10 protein-coding genes are annotated in these 12,559 nt (G+C 59.9%); 4 read left to right on the top strand and 6 right to left on the bottom strand.

Annotated features, from left to right (window positions below):
- The first annotated feature begins 15 nt into the window (after positions 1-15).
- The 3 genes from ACQUTP_RS00625 (at position 16) to ACQUTP_RS00615 (ending at position 3,234) form a co-directional block, all read left to right on the top strand.
- Positions 16-1,101: an HlyD family secretion protein gene (locus ACQUTP_RS00625; protein ID WP_004204059.1), complete on the top strand. Its 1,086-nt coding sequence runs from the start codon at positions 16-18 to the stop codon at positions 1,099-1,101.
- A complete protein-coding gene (locus ACQUTP_RS00620; protein ID WP_285755224.1) occupies positions 1,098-2,468 on the top strand; it encodes an efflux transporter outer membrane subunit in 1,371 nt (456 codons plus the stop codon). Before ACQUTP_RS00625 ends, ACQUTP_RS00620 begins: the two co-directional genes overlap by 4 nt.
- Before the next feature lie 106 nt (positions 2,469-2,574).
- Complete coding sequence (locus ACQUTP_RS00615) at positions 2,575-3,234, top strand: O-methyltransferase (RefSeq protein ID WP_004204056.1); 660 nt, start codon at positions 2,575-2,577, stop codon at positions 3,232-3,234.
- Positions 3,235-3,367: 133 nt separating this feature from the next.
- Here ACQUTP_RS00615 and ACQUTP_RS00610 read toward each other — a convergent pair whose 3' ends face one another.
- A complete protein-coding gene (locus tag ACQUTP_RS00610; protein ID WP_285755225.1) occupies positions 3,368-4,243 on the bottom strand; it encodes a hypothetical protein in 876 nt (291 codons plus the stop codon).
- A gap of 148 nt (positions 4,244-4,391) precedes the next feature.
- Positions 4,392-8,294, bottom strand: a complete 3,903-nt coding sequence (gene hrpA / locus ACQUTP_RS00605; RefSeq protein ID WP_032455938.1) for an ATP-dependent RNA helicase HrpA — start codon at positions 8,292-8,294, stop codon at positions 4,392-4,394.
- Positions 8,295-8,497: 203 nt separating this feature from the next.
- Between hrpA and azoR the strand changes: the two genes are divergently transcribed.
- Complete coding sequence (gene azoR, locus ACQUTP_RS00600) at positions 8,498-9,103, top strand: FMN-dependent NADH-azoreductase (protein ID WP_002902889.1); 606 nt, start codon at positions 8,498-8,500, stop codon at positions 9,101-9,103.
- A 3-nt stretch (positions 9,104-9,106) separates the two neighbouring features.
- On the opposite strand, the gene ACQUTP_RS00595 is transcribed toward azoR, so the two are convergent.
- From ACQUTP_RS00595 to paaK, 4 genes are all read right to left on the bottom strand, one after another.
- Positions 9,107-9,550 carry a GFA family protein gene (locus ACQUTP_RS00595; RefSeq protein WP_025999094.1) on the bottom strand — a complete coding sequence of 148 codons (444 nt, stop codon included), beginning with the start codon at positions 9,548-9,550 and terminating at the stop codon, positions 9,107-9,109.
- A 9-nt stretch (positions 9,551-9,559) separates the two neighbouring features.
- Positions 9,560-10,156 carry a phenylacetic acid degradation protein PaaY gene (paaY, locus tag ACQUTP_RS00590; protein ID WP_004204049.1) on the bottom strand — a complete coding sequence of 199 codons (597 nt, stop codon included), beginning with the start codon at positions 10,154-10,156 and terminating at the stop codon, positions 9,560-9,562.
- Between the two features lie 9 nt (positions 10,157-10,165).
- Positions 10,166-11,092 (bottom strand): phenylacetic acid degradation operon negative regulatory protein PaaX, encoded by a 927-nt coding sequence (gene paaX, locus ACQUTP_RS00585; RefSeq protein WP_025999095.1) that lies wholly within the window; start codon positions 11,090-11,092, stop codon positions 10,166-10,168.
- Between the two features lie 129 nt (positions 11,093-11,221).
- On the bottom strand, positions 11,222-12,538 hold the full coding sequence (gene paaK, locus ACQUTP_RS00580) for a phenylacetate--CoA ligase PaaK (RefSeq protein ID WP_285755226.1): 1,317 nt from the start codon (positions 12,536-12,538) through the stop codon (positions 11,222-11,224).
- Between the last annotated feature and the right edge of the window lie 21 nt (positions 12,539-12,559).

The raw sequence follows: 12,559 nt of genomic DNA, 5'->3' as shown, positions 1-12,559 counted from the left end.
ATCTCTGGAGTCGTTATGAGTCAGCAGGATGCGGCCAAACAACAGGCCAATACCCGAAACAACATTCGCGTGGTCTCCATTTTTACCGCCGCGGCGATAGGCCTCGTCGGCGTACTGGTGATCCTCTATGCCTGGCAGCTACCGCCGTTCACCCGGCATAGCCAGTTTACCGACAACGCCTACGTGCGCGGGCAGACCACCTTTATCAGCCCACAGGTCAACGGCTACATCACTGCCGTCAACGTCAAGGATTTCGCCATCGTTCAGCCGGGCGAAGTACTGTTCCAGATAGACGATCGCATCTATAAGCAGCGGGTGCACCAGGCCCAGGCCACCCTGGCGATGAAGGAGGCGGCGCTGCGCAACAACCTGCAGCAGCGCAAAAGCGCCGAGGCGACGATCGCCAAAAACGAAGCCGCGCTGCAAAACGCCCGCGCGCAGAATCTGAAAATCCAGGCCGATTTAAAAAGGGTGCAGGAACTGACCGCCGATGGCTCGCTGTCGATCCGCGAGCGTGATTCCGCCCGCGCCAGCGCCGCCCAGGGGGCAGCGGATATTGAACAGGCGAAAGCGGCGCTGGAGATGTCGCGCCAGGACCTCGAATCGACCATCGTCAATCGCGATTCGCTGGAGGCCGACGTGGCCAGCGCCAAAGCCGCCCTCGAACTGGCGCAGATTGACCTGCAGAATACGCAGATCATCGCCCCCACCGGCGGCCAGCTGGGGCAGATTTCGGTGCGTCTTGGCGCTTACGTCAGCGCCGGAACCCATCTGACTTCGCTGGTCCCGCCGCAGCACTGGGTGATCGCCAACCTGAAAGAGACCCAGCTGGCCGATGTGCGTATCGGCCAGCCGGTTACCTTCACCGTTGACGCGCTCAACGGCGAGACCTTCCACGGCAAGGTGCAGAGTATCTCCCCGGCGACCGGGGTGGAGTTCAGCGCTATTTCGCCGGACAACGCTACCGGCAACTTCGTCAAGATCGCCCAGCGCATCCCGGTGCGCATCACGGTTAACGAGGGGCAGCGCAACAGCGAGCGCCTGCGCCCCGGCATGTCGGTGCAGGTGACCATTGATACCCGCGCGGAGAAGCAGCCATGATCCGCCCGGTCACCCTTGTCATCGTCCTGGCGCTGGTCGGCTGTCAGTCCGCCGATGTCCAGCGCGCGCAGCCGACCCTGACCATCCCTGCCGCCTGGCGGGCCGACGTTGGCCCTGCCAGCCCGGTGGAAGGCGTATGGTGGCGCAATTTTCATGACAGTGCGCTGAATCAGTATGTCGACCGGGCGCTGCGCTATAACAGCGATGTGCTGATCGCCCGCGAGCGGGTCAATGAGTATCAGGCGCGGGCGTATGCCGCCGACAGCAGCCTTTTTCCCTCGCTGGATGCCAGCCTGACCGGCACCCGCGCCCGCGCGCAGTCCGCCGCCAACGGCCTGCCGATCCACAGCACGCTGTACAAAGGCGGCCTGACCGCCAGCTATGATGTCGATATCTGGGGCGCGAACCGCAGCGCGGCCAGCGCCGCCGGGGCCAGCCTCGAGGCGCAGAAAGCCGCTGCCGCCGCGGCCAATTTGAGCGTCGCCGCCTCGGTGGCCGTGGGCTACGTGACGCTGCTGTCGCTGGATGAGCAGCTGCGGGTCACGCAGCAGACGCTCCAATCACGGGAAGACGCCTGGCGGCTGGCCAAACGTCAGTTTGAAACCGGGTATACCTCGCGCCTTGAGCTGATGCAGGCGGATTCGGAGCTGCGCTCAACGCGGGCGCAGATCCCGCCGCTGCAGCACCAGATTGCGCAGCAGGAAAACGCCCTCAGCGTGCTGCTGGGGGATAACCCCGGCGCGGTAAAACGCGGCGAATTCGCCGGGCTCACCCCGCTGCGTCTGCCCTCGCAGTTGCCGTCCACCCTACTCAACCGCCGCCCGGATATCGTACAGGCCCAGCGTCAGCTGGTAGCCGCCGATGCCACCCTGGCCTCGTCGCAGGCGCAGCTGCTGCCGTCTATCAACCTGACCGCCACCGGCAGCCTGCAGGACCGGACGCTGCCGGATCTGCTCGACGATCCGCTGCGACTGTGGAGCATTGGCGGTAGCATCCTGGCGCCGCTGCTTAACCGTCAGGCGTTAAACGCCCAGGTGGATGTCTCCATGGCCCAGCGCAATCAGGCGCTGTACAGCTATGAGAAAACGGTGCGCGGCGCGTTCAAAGAGGTCAATGACAGCCTTGACGCCATTAGCCGCTATGGCGAACAGTTGACCGAGCTGCAGGGACAGGTGGCGGTAGCGGAGGAAACATTGCGCATTGCGCAGAATCGCTACCGTAACGGCTACTCTTCGTATCTGGATGTGCTTGATGCCCAGCGAACGCTGTTCTCCACCCAGCTTAGCGTGGTCCAGGTGAAGAATAACCTGCTGTTGGCGCAGATCGATCTGTACCGGGCGCTGGGAGGCGGCTGGATGAACGCGTGAAAAGCCTGCTCGCGTCGGTCCGCCACCGTCCAGAGCGCGGAAGCCAGTATTCAGGCCGGGATAGCGTTGCGCCACCCGGCCACTACTACCACCAGGGAGTTAATCTATGCAACAACAGTGGTCTGCTGTCGATAATTACATGATTTCTTCGCTTATTCCTGATGATGACGTGCTGAGACAGGTTCTGGAAAACAACAAACGCGCCGGGCTACCTGAACATGATGTTGCGGCCAATCAGGGGCAATTTCTGGCGCTGTTGGTGCGCATGACCCAGGCGCGGCGGATCCTTGAAATTGGCACGCTCGGCGCCTATAGCGCCATCTGGATGGCGCGTGCGCTGCCCGCCGACGGAAAGCTGATTACCCTCGAGGCCGACCCGACGCATGCGGGGGTGGCGCGCCAGAATATCCGCCTCGCCGGGCTAAACGAGCGCATTGAGCTTATTGAAGGACCCGCGCTGAACACGCTGGAAAATTTCGAGGATGTGCAGCCATTCGACCTGATCTTTATTGATGCCGATAAACCTAATAATCCTCACTATCTGGAGTGGGCGCTGCACTATTCCCGCCCCGGGACGCTGATCGTGGGCGATAATGTGGTACGCGATGGCGAGGTGATTAATGGGCAAAGCGATGACGCGCGTGTGCAGGGCGTGCGTCGGTTTATCGAGATGATCGGCGATAACCCGCGGCTCACCGCCACCGCGCTGCAGACGGTGGGCATTAAGGGATGGGATGGCTTTACGCTGGCGCTGGTGAATGGCTGAGATCCGGGCGGCCTGATGCCCTCACCCCGGCCCTCTCCCCCAGAGAGAGGGAGAAACCCCGCTCTCCTGCCCGGCAGCACCAGCCTGCATGAACCTATGCTGCCGGGCCCGCGGGGCTTTCTGCCGCGGAGGATCATCGAGGATAATAGGTATACTGGTAGTGCAGAGACTGATCTTTCATTGCCCCTGCAGCAGGCTGCTCGCCATACTCCGCGGTACAGTTCCCCTCGGGATCCCACCCTAAACAACGGGCCTGGCGTGCTCCACTATACGTTGAGGTCGTTTCCCGGGATATCCAGCGCCCTTTTTCATCCCAACGCAGCGTCGAGGTGGAGTCCGAGTCAGCCATGCGGCTAAGGCGCCCATCCGTATAGCGGTAATCGACAGCAAGCATGACCATCATACCGCCGTTGACCGTTTTACGGACCAGGCGGTGCCGGTCGTCATACTGATAGGTGGTCGTATGCAGGACTTTGGGCGGTTGCTGCGTCGCGGACACGTTTTCGGCGCGCACAATCCGCCCGAGAGAATCGGTATAAAACTGTTCGCGCATCACCATCTTGCTGATATTTCCCGTCGCGCTCCGGGTCTGCCGGATATATTCCCGCATCCATCCTTTATCATTTCGCCAGCGAACATTATCTCTGACGATCGTTGAGCCATGTGCGGTGTTAAAGGTTTTTGCCCGCTCATAGCTTGCCAGCCGGCGGCATCGCGCGAAACGAAGGGCGCCATATTCGTTATTCTGGCTGCCGACGATTTGCACGCTCTGCACTTCGCCGTTCAGCGGCGGAAGGGAGGTCAAAATAAAAAAGTTCGCATCGTTGATCGCCCCCTGTGTTTCATCGCAGGAGGAAGCGTCAACGAAGGGTTTACACGCGGCCATCACAAGGATAGCCAGCGCCAGCATGAGGAATTTGTCCATATCAAGAAGGGTAAAAATAGACTCCGTGTTCTGGTTTTCCTGCGAAACAAGGCTAAAAATACGCGAAGACAGCCGATGACCCAAGCCGGCAGGTCGATTTTCAGATTCCGTTCATTTTTCATTCGGCGGGGAAGCATCAGGGCGGGGAGATAACCGGGTACGGCTTCGCGACCGCCCCCGGGTTTCCCCTGCCCGGCAAGCACTGCGCCGCCGGGCAGGGAAAAGGGTGGGATTACGGCGTCACCTGCTCCATCGCCTGCAGGACACGTTTGTCCGAGATGGGGTACGGGGTCCCCAGCTGCTGGGCGAAGAAGCTCACCCGCAGCTCCTCGATCATCCAGCGGATCTCCCGGACATCGTCGTCCTCACGGCGGTTCGGCGGTAGCTTATTCAGCCACTGCTGCCACGCCTGCTGCACGCTCTCAATTTTCAGCATCTGCGCGCGGTCGCGGTGCGGATCGATAGCCATCTTCTCCAGGCGCTTTTCAATCGCCTGTAGGTAGCGCAGCGTATCGCCAAGACGACGGAAGCCGTTGCCGGTGACAAAGCCGCGGTAAACCAGCCCCGCCATCTGCGCTTTGATGTCCGACAGCCCCAGCGCCATGGTCATATCCACCCGGCCTTTCAGCCGTTTGTTGATATTGAACACCGCAGTGAGGATCTGCTCGACCTGTTTGGCGATCTCCACCACCGTCTCGTTGAGCTCGGCGCGAACTTTATCGTGCAGCTGGTTGAAGCCCTCTTCCGTCCATACCGGACCGCCCGCCTCGTCGATAAGCTTATCCACGCCGCAGGAGATGCAGTCGTCAATCAGATCCAGCACTTTGCCGTACGGGTTGAAATAGAGCCCGAGCTTGGCTTTGTTCGGCAGTTTCTCGTGCAGATACTTAATGGGCGACGGAATGTTAAGCAGCAGCAGGCGACGCAGACCGCGCCACATGGCCTGCTGCTGTTCCTGTGGATTATCAAACAGCTTGATGGCCACGCTGTCGCGCTCGTCCACCAGCGCCGGCCAGGCTTTCACCTTATAGTTGCCGCGCTTCTGTTCATAGCTTTCCGCCAGGGTGCCAAAGCTCCAGATATGCAGCCCGCTCTGCTCGATGCCATCATCAGCAACCGCCGACAGCGTCTCCTGAACTTTGCCCTTCAGCGCCTCTTTCAGCGCCTGCAGCGAGCGCCCTTCCTGCAGCTTCTTGTTTTTATCATCCACCACCCGGAAAGTGATTTTCAGGTGATCGGGCACCTGATCCCACTGCCAGGCTTCGCGGTCGATGGTCACGCCGGTCATCTTACGCAGCTCGCGCTCCAGGGAATCGAGCAACGGCAGCTCAAGCGGCGTCGCCCGGCCAAGAAACGCTTCCGCATAGTTGGGAGCCGGGACAAAATTGCGCCGCACCGGCTTCGGCAGCGATTTTATCAGCGCGATAATCAGCTCACGACGCAGGCCGGGGATCTGCCATTCAAACCCGGCCTCCTCCACCTGGTTCAGCAGCGGCAGCGGAATATGCACCGTCACGCCGTCGGCGTCGGCGCCCGGCTCAAACTGATAGCTAAGCCGCAGCTTAAGGTTGCCCTGATGCCAGAAGTTCGGATAGTCCAGCTTGCTAACCTGCTCCGCCCCTTCCTTAATCAGCATGCTCTTCTCAAAGTTGAGCAGATCCGGCGTCTCTTTGCTGGCCTGCTTCCACCAGCTGTCGAAGTGGCGGGCGGAGATGACGTCGTGGCTGATGCGCTGGTCGTAGAATTCGAACAGGGTCTCGTCGTCCACCAGAATGTCGCGGCGGCGCGACTTATGCTCCAGCTCTTCGATTTCCGCCCGCAGCTTCAGGTTCTCCCGGAAGAAGGCGTGGCGCGTTTGCCAGTCGCCCTCCACCAGCGCGTGGCGGATAAACAGCTCGCGGCACAGCGCCGGATCGATCTGGCTGTAGTTGACCTTACGCGCGCCCACGATCGGCAGGCCGTAGACGGTGACCTTTTCCGTCGCCATCACCGCGCCCTGCGCCCGCTCCCAGTGCGGCTCGCTGTATGAGCGTTTGATCAGGTGCTGCGCTACCGGCTCCACCCACTCCGGCTCAATGCGGGCGGCAATGCGGCCCCACAGCCGGCTGGTCTCCACCAGTTCCGCCACCATCGTCCACTTCGGCGGCTTTTTAAACAGACCGGACCCCGGGAAAATGGAAAAGCGGGCGTTGCGCGCCCCGGTAAACTCCTGTTTATCGGCATCCTTCATGCCGATGTGCGACAGCAGACCGGTCAGCAGCGCGGTATGGATCTCGCGATATTCCGCTGGCTCGCTGTTGATCGGCAGGCCAAGCTCCTTCACCACCTGGCGCAGCTGGGTATAGATATCCTGCCACTCGCGCACGCGCAGATAGTTCAGAAAATCGACCCGGCACTGACGGCGGAACTGATTCGACGACAGGGCTTTCTGCTGTTCGCCGAGATAGTTCCACAGGTTCACAAAGGCAAGGAAGTCAGACTCTTTATCGTGAAAGCGGCGGTGTTTTTCGTCAGAGGCCTGCTGTTTGTCCATCGGCCGCTCGCGCGGATCCTGAATCGACAGCGCGGAGGTGATGATCATCGCTTCTCGCACGCAGCCGTGCTTCTGCGCCTCCAGCACCATCCGCGCCAGACGCGGGTCTACCGGCAACTGGCTAAGCTGACGGCCCATCGGGGTCAGCTTGTAGGCGGTGGCCTGCTCATCGGTGGTGATGGCGCCCAGCTCTTCCAGCAGGCGCACGCCGTCCTGAATGTTGCGCTTATCCGGCGCTTCAACGAACGGGAAGGCGGCGATATCGCCTAAGCCCAGGGCGGTCATCTGCAGGATGACCGACGCCAGGTTGGTGCGCAGAATTTCCGGATCGGTAAATTCCGGGCGCGACAGGAAATCGTCTTCTGAATAAAGACGAATACAGATCCCTTCCGAGACGCGACCGCAGCGGCCTTTACGCTGGTTGGCGGAGGCCTGGGAAACTGGCTCGATCGGCAGGCGCTGCACCTTGGTGCGGTAGCTGTAGCGGCTGATACGGGCGGTACCGGGATCGATAACGTACTTAATGCCCGGTACGGTCAGCGAGGTTTCCGCCACGTTGGTCGCCAGCACGATGCGTCGTCCACTGTGCGGCTGGAAGACGCGGTTCTGCTCGCTGTTGGACAAGCGAGCGTACAGCGGCAGCACTTCGGTATGGCGCAGATCCAGCTTATTCAGCGCATCGGCGGTATCGCGAATCTCCCGCTCGCCGCTCATAAAGATCAGAATATCGCCGGGTCCTTCGCGCCCGAGCTCATCGACGGCATCAAAGATCGCCTGCAGCTGATCGCGCTCGGTATCGTCCGCCTCTTCCACTATCGGCCGATAGCGCACTTCCACCGGGTAAGTCCGCCCGGAGACTTCGATAATCGGCGCATTATTGAAATGCTTTGAGAAACGTTCCGGGTCGATGGTCGCCGAGGTGATGATGATTTTCAGGTCAGGACGGCGCGGCAGCAGCTCTTTCAGATAGCCGAGCAGGAAGTCAATGTTCAGGCTGCGCTCGTGCGCTTCATCGATAATGATGGTGTCGTACTGCATCAGCAGGCGATCCTGCTGGATCTCCGCCAGCAGAATACCGTCGGTCATCAGCTTGACCATGGTGTTGTCGCTGACGTGATCGCTAAAGCGGACCTTATAGCCGATACAGCCGCCCGGCTCCGTTTGCAGCTCCTCGGCGATACGGTTGGCCACGGTTCGCGCGGCCAGACGGCGCGGCTGGGTATGGCCGATTAGCCCTTTCAGCCCGCGGCCCAGCTCCATGCAGATTTTTGGCAGCTGGGTGGTTTTACCCGAACCGGTCTCCCCGGCGACAATCACCACCTGGTGATCGCGTACCGCCTCGAGAATTTCTTGTTTTTTCTGGCTAACCGGCAGATTTTCCGGATAGGTGATGGCCGGACGCGCCGCTTCGCGCAGCAGGACTTTACTGGCTGCCTGGCTTATCTCCTGCGCCATCTCCTGAAGGATGGCCTGTTGCGATTCAGGATTTTTAACCTTCTTCACGCCGTGCAGACGGCGGGCAAAGCGCGTTTTGTCGCGCAGCATCAGGCCGTCGAGCTGTTGATAAAGCTGGGGGAAGGTGATTTTTTGTTGTTCTGTCATAGCGTTATCGGGCAGAGCTCTGCCGGGAAAATCTCTTTTGAAGTATTGCCTTAGAGTACCACATCTGCGCCACTCATGCCTTGTTCAAAAAATCTGAACATAGGATTCGATATATTGCGCTATCTCTGTGGCGCGATTGTGAATACAGTGTCATCAAGCACCAGGGCACTGACCCGTCAATCACATTAAAAAAGGAAACACCCATGAGCAAAGTATTAGTTCTGAAATCCAGTATTCTGGCAGGGTACTCACAATCTGGTCAGCTTTCCGACTATTTTGTTGAACAATGGCAGGAAAAACACCCGGGCGACGAGATCACCGTGCGTGACCTGGCCGCTAATCCGATCCCGGTTCTGGATGGTGAACTGGTTGGCGCCCTGCGTCCGAGCGACGCGCCGCTGACTCCGCGTCAGCAGGAAGCGCTGGCCCTTTCCGACGAGCTGATCGCTGAACTGAAAGGCAACGATGTGATTGTTATCGCTGCGCCGATGTACAACTTCAACATCCCGACGCAGTTGAAAAACTATTTCGACCTGGTGGCTCGCGCCGGCGTTACCTTCCGCTACACCGAAAAAGGGCCGGAAGGTCTGGTGACCGGTAAACGCGCGGTCGTCGTGACCAGCCGCGGCGGTATCCATAAAGATACCCCGACCGACCTGGTCACCCCGTACCTGTCCACCTTCCTCGGCTTCATCGGCATCACCGACGTGAACTTCGTGTTCGCCGAAGGTATCGCTTACGGCCCGGAAGTCGCGGCCAAAGCGCAGTCTGACGCGAAAGCGGCCATCGACAGCGTGGTTGCAGCCTAATAGTTAACTCCTCTCGCTGCCGGCGGGAGGAGATTTTTGCTTTTTCTCGTAGCGCAAATACCCCACCACGCCTCCGCCGCCATCTTTTGGATGATTCACGCCGTCGTTGACTTCCACGCAAGGAAAATCGAAAGGTGAAACGCCGTCAATGCAGGCCACATTCACCCCATACTGCTGTGGGTTTGATCGCCGTTGATGAAAGGTGTAGATCCCGCATACCGAGCAGAAAAAGTGCACGGCTTCCCCTGTATTAAAGCGATACTCTGTGAGCTTATCCCTGCCGCGTACCACATCGATTCCTGAACGCGGCGAAGAGACCGCGACCGCCCCACGCATTCGACAATATGAACAGTTACAGCGCCGAACGGTGTTGAAGCCGTCGCTGAGCTCAACGGTAAAGGCCACCGCACCGCAGTGACAGTGAGCGGATAATTTCTCTGCCATTATATTTACCCCTCAGGTGGAGGATTTTGGCCGCAGGTTTTCATCAAACTCCAGCCGCTTACGCCCGTCTTCCACTTCCCGTAATGGCTCAACCTGGTGCAGCGTCTGCTTACAGCGTTCCACCAGCACCTGGTATTCACGGGTACCGTGCTTTTTCCACGCCAGCTCCTGTTCGCTCAGGACGCGAATCGCTTTTGCCGGGCTGCCGATAATCAGATGGTTGGCGGGCATCTCGGCGTTGGCTTTGACGAAGGCCGAGGCGCCGACAATGCTGTTTTCGCCGATAGTCGCCCCGTCGATAATCACCGCGCTCATCCCCACCAGCGCATTGCGGCCAATTACGCAGCCGTGCAGAATAGCGCCGTGGCCGATATGGCCCTCCTCTTCCACCACCGTATCCTGGCCTGGGAAGCCGTGCATCACGCAGTTGTCCTGTATATTGGCCCCGTCTTTGACCACGATGCGGCCAAAATCGCCGCGCAGGCTGGCGTTGGGCCCAACATAGACCCCTTTGCCGAGGATCACGTCGCCAATCAACACCGCGGTCGGGTGGACGTAACTCTCCTCCGGCACCACAGGGGTCAGTCCATCAATCTGATAAATCGGCATGCAACCTCCTTATGCGCCCGGCAAACCGCCAAAGCGCTGATAATAGAGCGGGCCCGGCGCGGGAAGCTCGCCGACCGAGCTTTCACCTTTCTCGCTGACGAACGCCAGCGCGCCGGGACTCACCCGTTGGTAAATATTGATACATAGCTGGCGGGCGGTTTGCCCCGCCCAGTGCGCCGGCAGCAGCTCTTCCGGCAGCAGCGGATCTTTGAGCACCACTCGGCGATAGAAATGAATCAGCAGGAGCTGGATCTGAAAGCTGCGCTCCGGCGTTAACTCCGCGGGGTCGCAGTCACGGAGCAGCGGCAGTATCGGCCGGAATAGCGAGATGAACGATTCATACATCTCGTTTTGTTCGGTGAGATGCCAGCACTCCTCTACCCGGCTGCGCAGCGCCGCCCGGGAGAGCGCCAGCGGCGAGTGGGCTTCAAAACAGATGACGTTTTCGGCGACGCCTGCTTCGTGGAGCAGCGACTGGACATCCGCCAGCTTTTGCGACGGCGAGGCTAACAGGCTCGGCGCCAGCGCGCCAAATCCCTGCCACAGCAGCTGCTTTTTGACGTCGGCCAGCACATTTTTTTCCAGGCCTTCCGAGAGCAACAGCAGCCAGGTACCATCCCATTCCGGGGCGTTCGCGCGATAAATTTTATGTTCCGCACGACGGGTCAGGCGCAGCCCTTTGTCGCTCAGACGATAGAAGCTGCGGCGGCCGATACGGACGACATCAAGCCACTCTTCTTTATTGAGGCGAAACAGCGCGGTGCGGACGAAGCGCTCGCCGAAGCCTAATCCTTCCAGCAGCGCCGCGACGCTGCCCAGCCACACTTCCCCACCGCGTTGTAATAAGGCGTCGCCATACAGCGAGGCGATCAATGACGTGCCGCTGATCGGCGTCGCCGTCACGGCTTGTTGAATAAAGGCGTCGAGTTTACTCATCTGATTCATGCTGTTGTTATATTTTTCCTTTATGAATCATAGCACAGGAATTTCCCCGGCTGAGGGCGTAAAGGCCACAGCCGGGCTAACCGCGTAGCCCCGGTCAGCGCAGCGCCACCGGGGAGAGGTTTAACCGCTGACCACCGCTTTACGCAGATCAAATACCCGACAGGCTTTGCCTTCAGAGCGCGGAATGCTGCCGCAGTTGACGATAGTGATATCGGTGGAGATCCCGACCATCGACTTGATGCGGTGGCGCAACTGGTGACAAATCTGGCAGCGCTGCTCGTGACTCAGCGCCCGCCCGCTCTCTTTCAGCTCCACGCGCACCGCCAGCGAATCAAGATGGCCGCGGCGATTGACCTCCAGCTGGTAGTGCGGCGCCAGATGTTCAAACTTAAGGATCTCCTCTTCCAGCTGCGACGGGAAGACGTTAACCCCGCGGATGATCAGCATATCGTCGCTGCGTCCGCTGATGCGGTCCATACGGCGCATGGTGCGGGCGGTGCCCGGCAGCAGGCGCGTCAGATCGCGGGTACGATAGCGGATCACCGGCAGCGCCTCTTTGGTCAACGTGGTGAACAGCAGTTCGCCGTGTTCGCCATCGGCCAGCGGCGTGCCGTCGTCCGGGTTAACGATTTCCGGGAAGAAGTGGTCTTCCCAGATGGTCGGGCCGTCAACAGTCTCCAGACACTCCATCGCCACCCCCGGGCCCATCACCTCCGACAGACCGTATATGTCCAGGGCGGTGATCCCCAGCCGGCGCTCGATCTCCGCGCGCATCGCCAGGGTCCACGGCTCGGCGCCAAAGACGCCGACGCGTAATGAACAGCCGCGGGCATCGCCGTCCATCTGGCGCTCCAGCTCTTCAATCAGATTCAGACAGTAGGACGGCGTCACCATGATCATATCCGGCTTGAAATCACGGATCAGCTGCGCCTGTTTTTCGGTCTGTCCGCCGGACATCGGGATCACCGTCGCGCCTAAGCGTTCTGCGCCGTAGTGCGCGCCAAGGCCGCCGGTGAACAGGCCATAGCCGTAGGCGACGTGAATTTTATCTTTCGCCGTGCCGCCGGCGGCGCGCAGCGAACGGGCGACGATATTGGCCCAGTTATCAATATCGTTCTGCGTGTAGCCCACCACCGTCGGTTTGCCGGTGGTCCCGGAAGAGGCGTGAATGCGCACCACCTGCTCCATCGGCACCGCGAAGGTATCGAAGGGATAGTTGTCGCGCAGATCCTGTTTGGTGGTGCACGGGAATTTGGTCAGGTCGCTCAGTTCGCGAAAGTCGTCAGGGTGCACGCCGGCGGCGTCGAATTTGCGACGATACATCGGCACATTGTTATACGCATGATTCAGGGTCCACTTCAGCCGTTGGGTTTGCAGGGCCTGCAGCTCATCACGCGAGGCGGTTTCAATCGGATCTAATTTTGTAGTAGTTATCATTGTAGGGTACTCGCAGGTAAA

Source organism: Klebsiella sp. 2-CIP_Kleb. (genome assembly GCF_050378715.1).
Lineage (GTDB): Bacteria > Pseudomonadota > Gammaproteobacteria > Enterobacterales > Enterobacteriaceae > Klebsiella > Klebsiella quasipneumoniae.
Note: the sequence above shows the minus strand (reverse complement) of the source record. Positions and strands in the feature narration are given on the sequence as shown.

What these genes read in the sequence shown, in the direction of transcription:
- ACQUTP_RS00625 (WP_004204059.1), top strand. Translation starts at nt 16, where the DNA reads ATGAGTCAGCAGGATGCGGCCAAACAACAGGCCAATACCCGAAACAAC.
- ACQUTP_RS00620 (WP_285755224.1), top strand. Translation starts at nt 1,098, where the DNA reads ATGATCCGCCCGGTCACCCTTGTCATCGTCCTGGCGCTGGTCGGCTGT.
- ACQUTP_RS00615 (WP_004204056.1), top strand. Translation starts at nt 2,575, where the DNA reads ATGCAACAACAGTGGTCTGCTGTCGATAATTACATGATTTCTTCGCTT.
- hrpA (WP_032455938.1), bottom strand. Translation starts at nt 8,294, where the DNA reads ATGACAGAACAACAAAAAATCACCTTCCCCCAGCTTTATCAACAGCTC.
- azoR (WP_002902889.1), top strand. Translation starts at nt 8,498, where the DNA reads ATGAGCAAAGTATTAGTTCTGAAATCCAGTATTCTGGCAGGGTACTCA.
- paaY (WP_004204049.1), bottom strand. Translation starts at nt 10,156, where the DNA reads ATGCCGATTTATCAGATTGATGGACTGACCCCTGTGGTGCCGGAGGAG.
- paaX (WP_025999095.1), bottom strand. Translation starts at nt 11,092, where the DNA reads ATGAGTAAACTCGACGCCTTTATTCAACAAGCCGTGACGGCGACGCCG.
- paaK (WP_285755226.1), bottom strand. Translation starts at nt 12,538, where the DNA reads ATGATAACTACTACAAAATTAGATCCGATTGAAACCGCCTCGCGTGAT.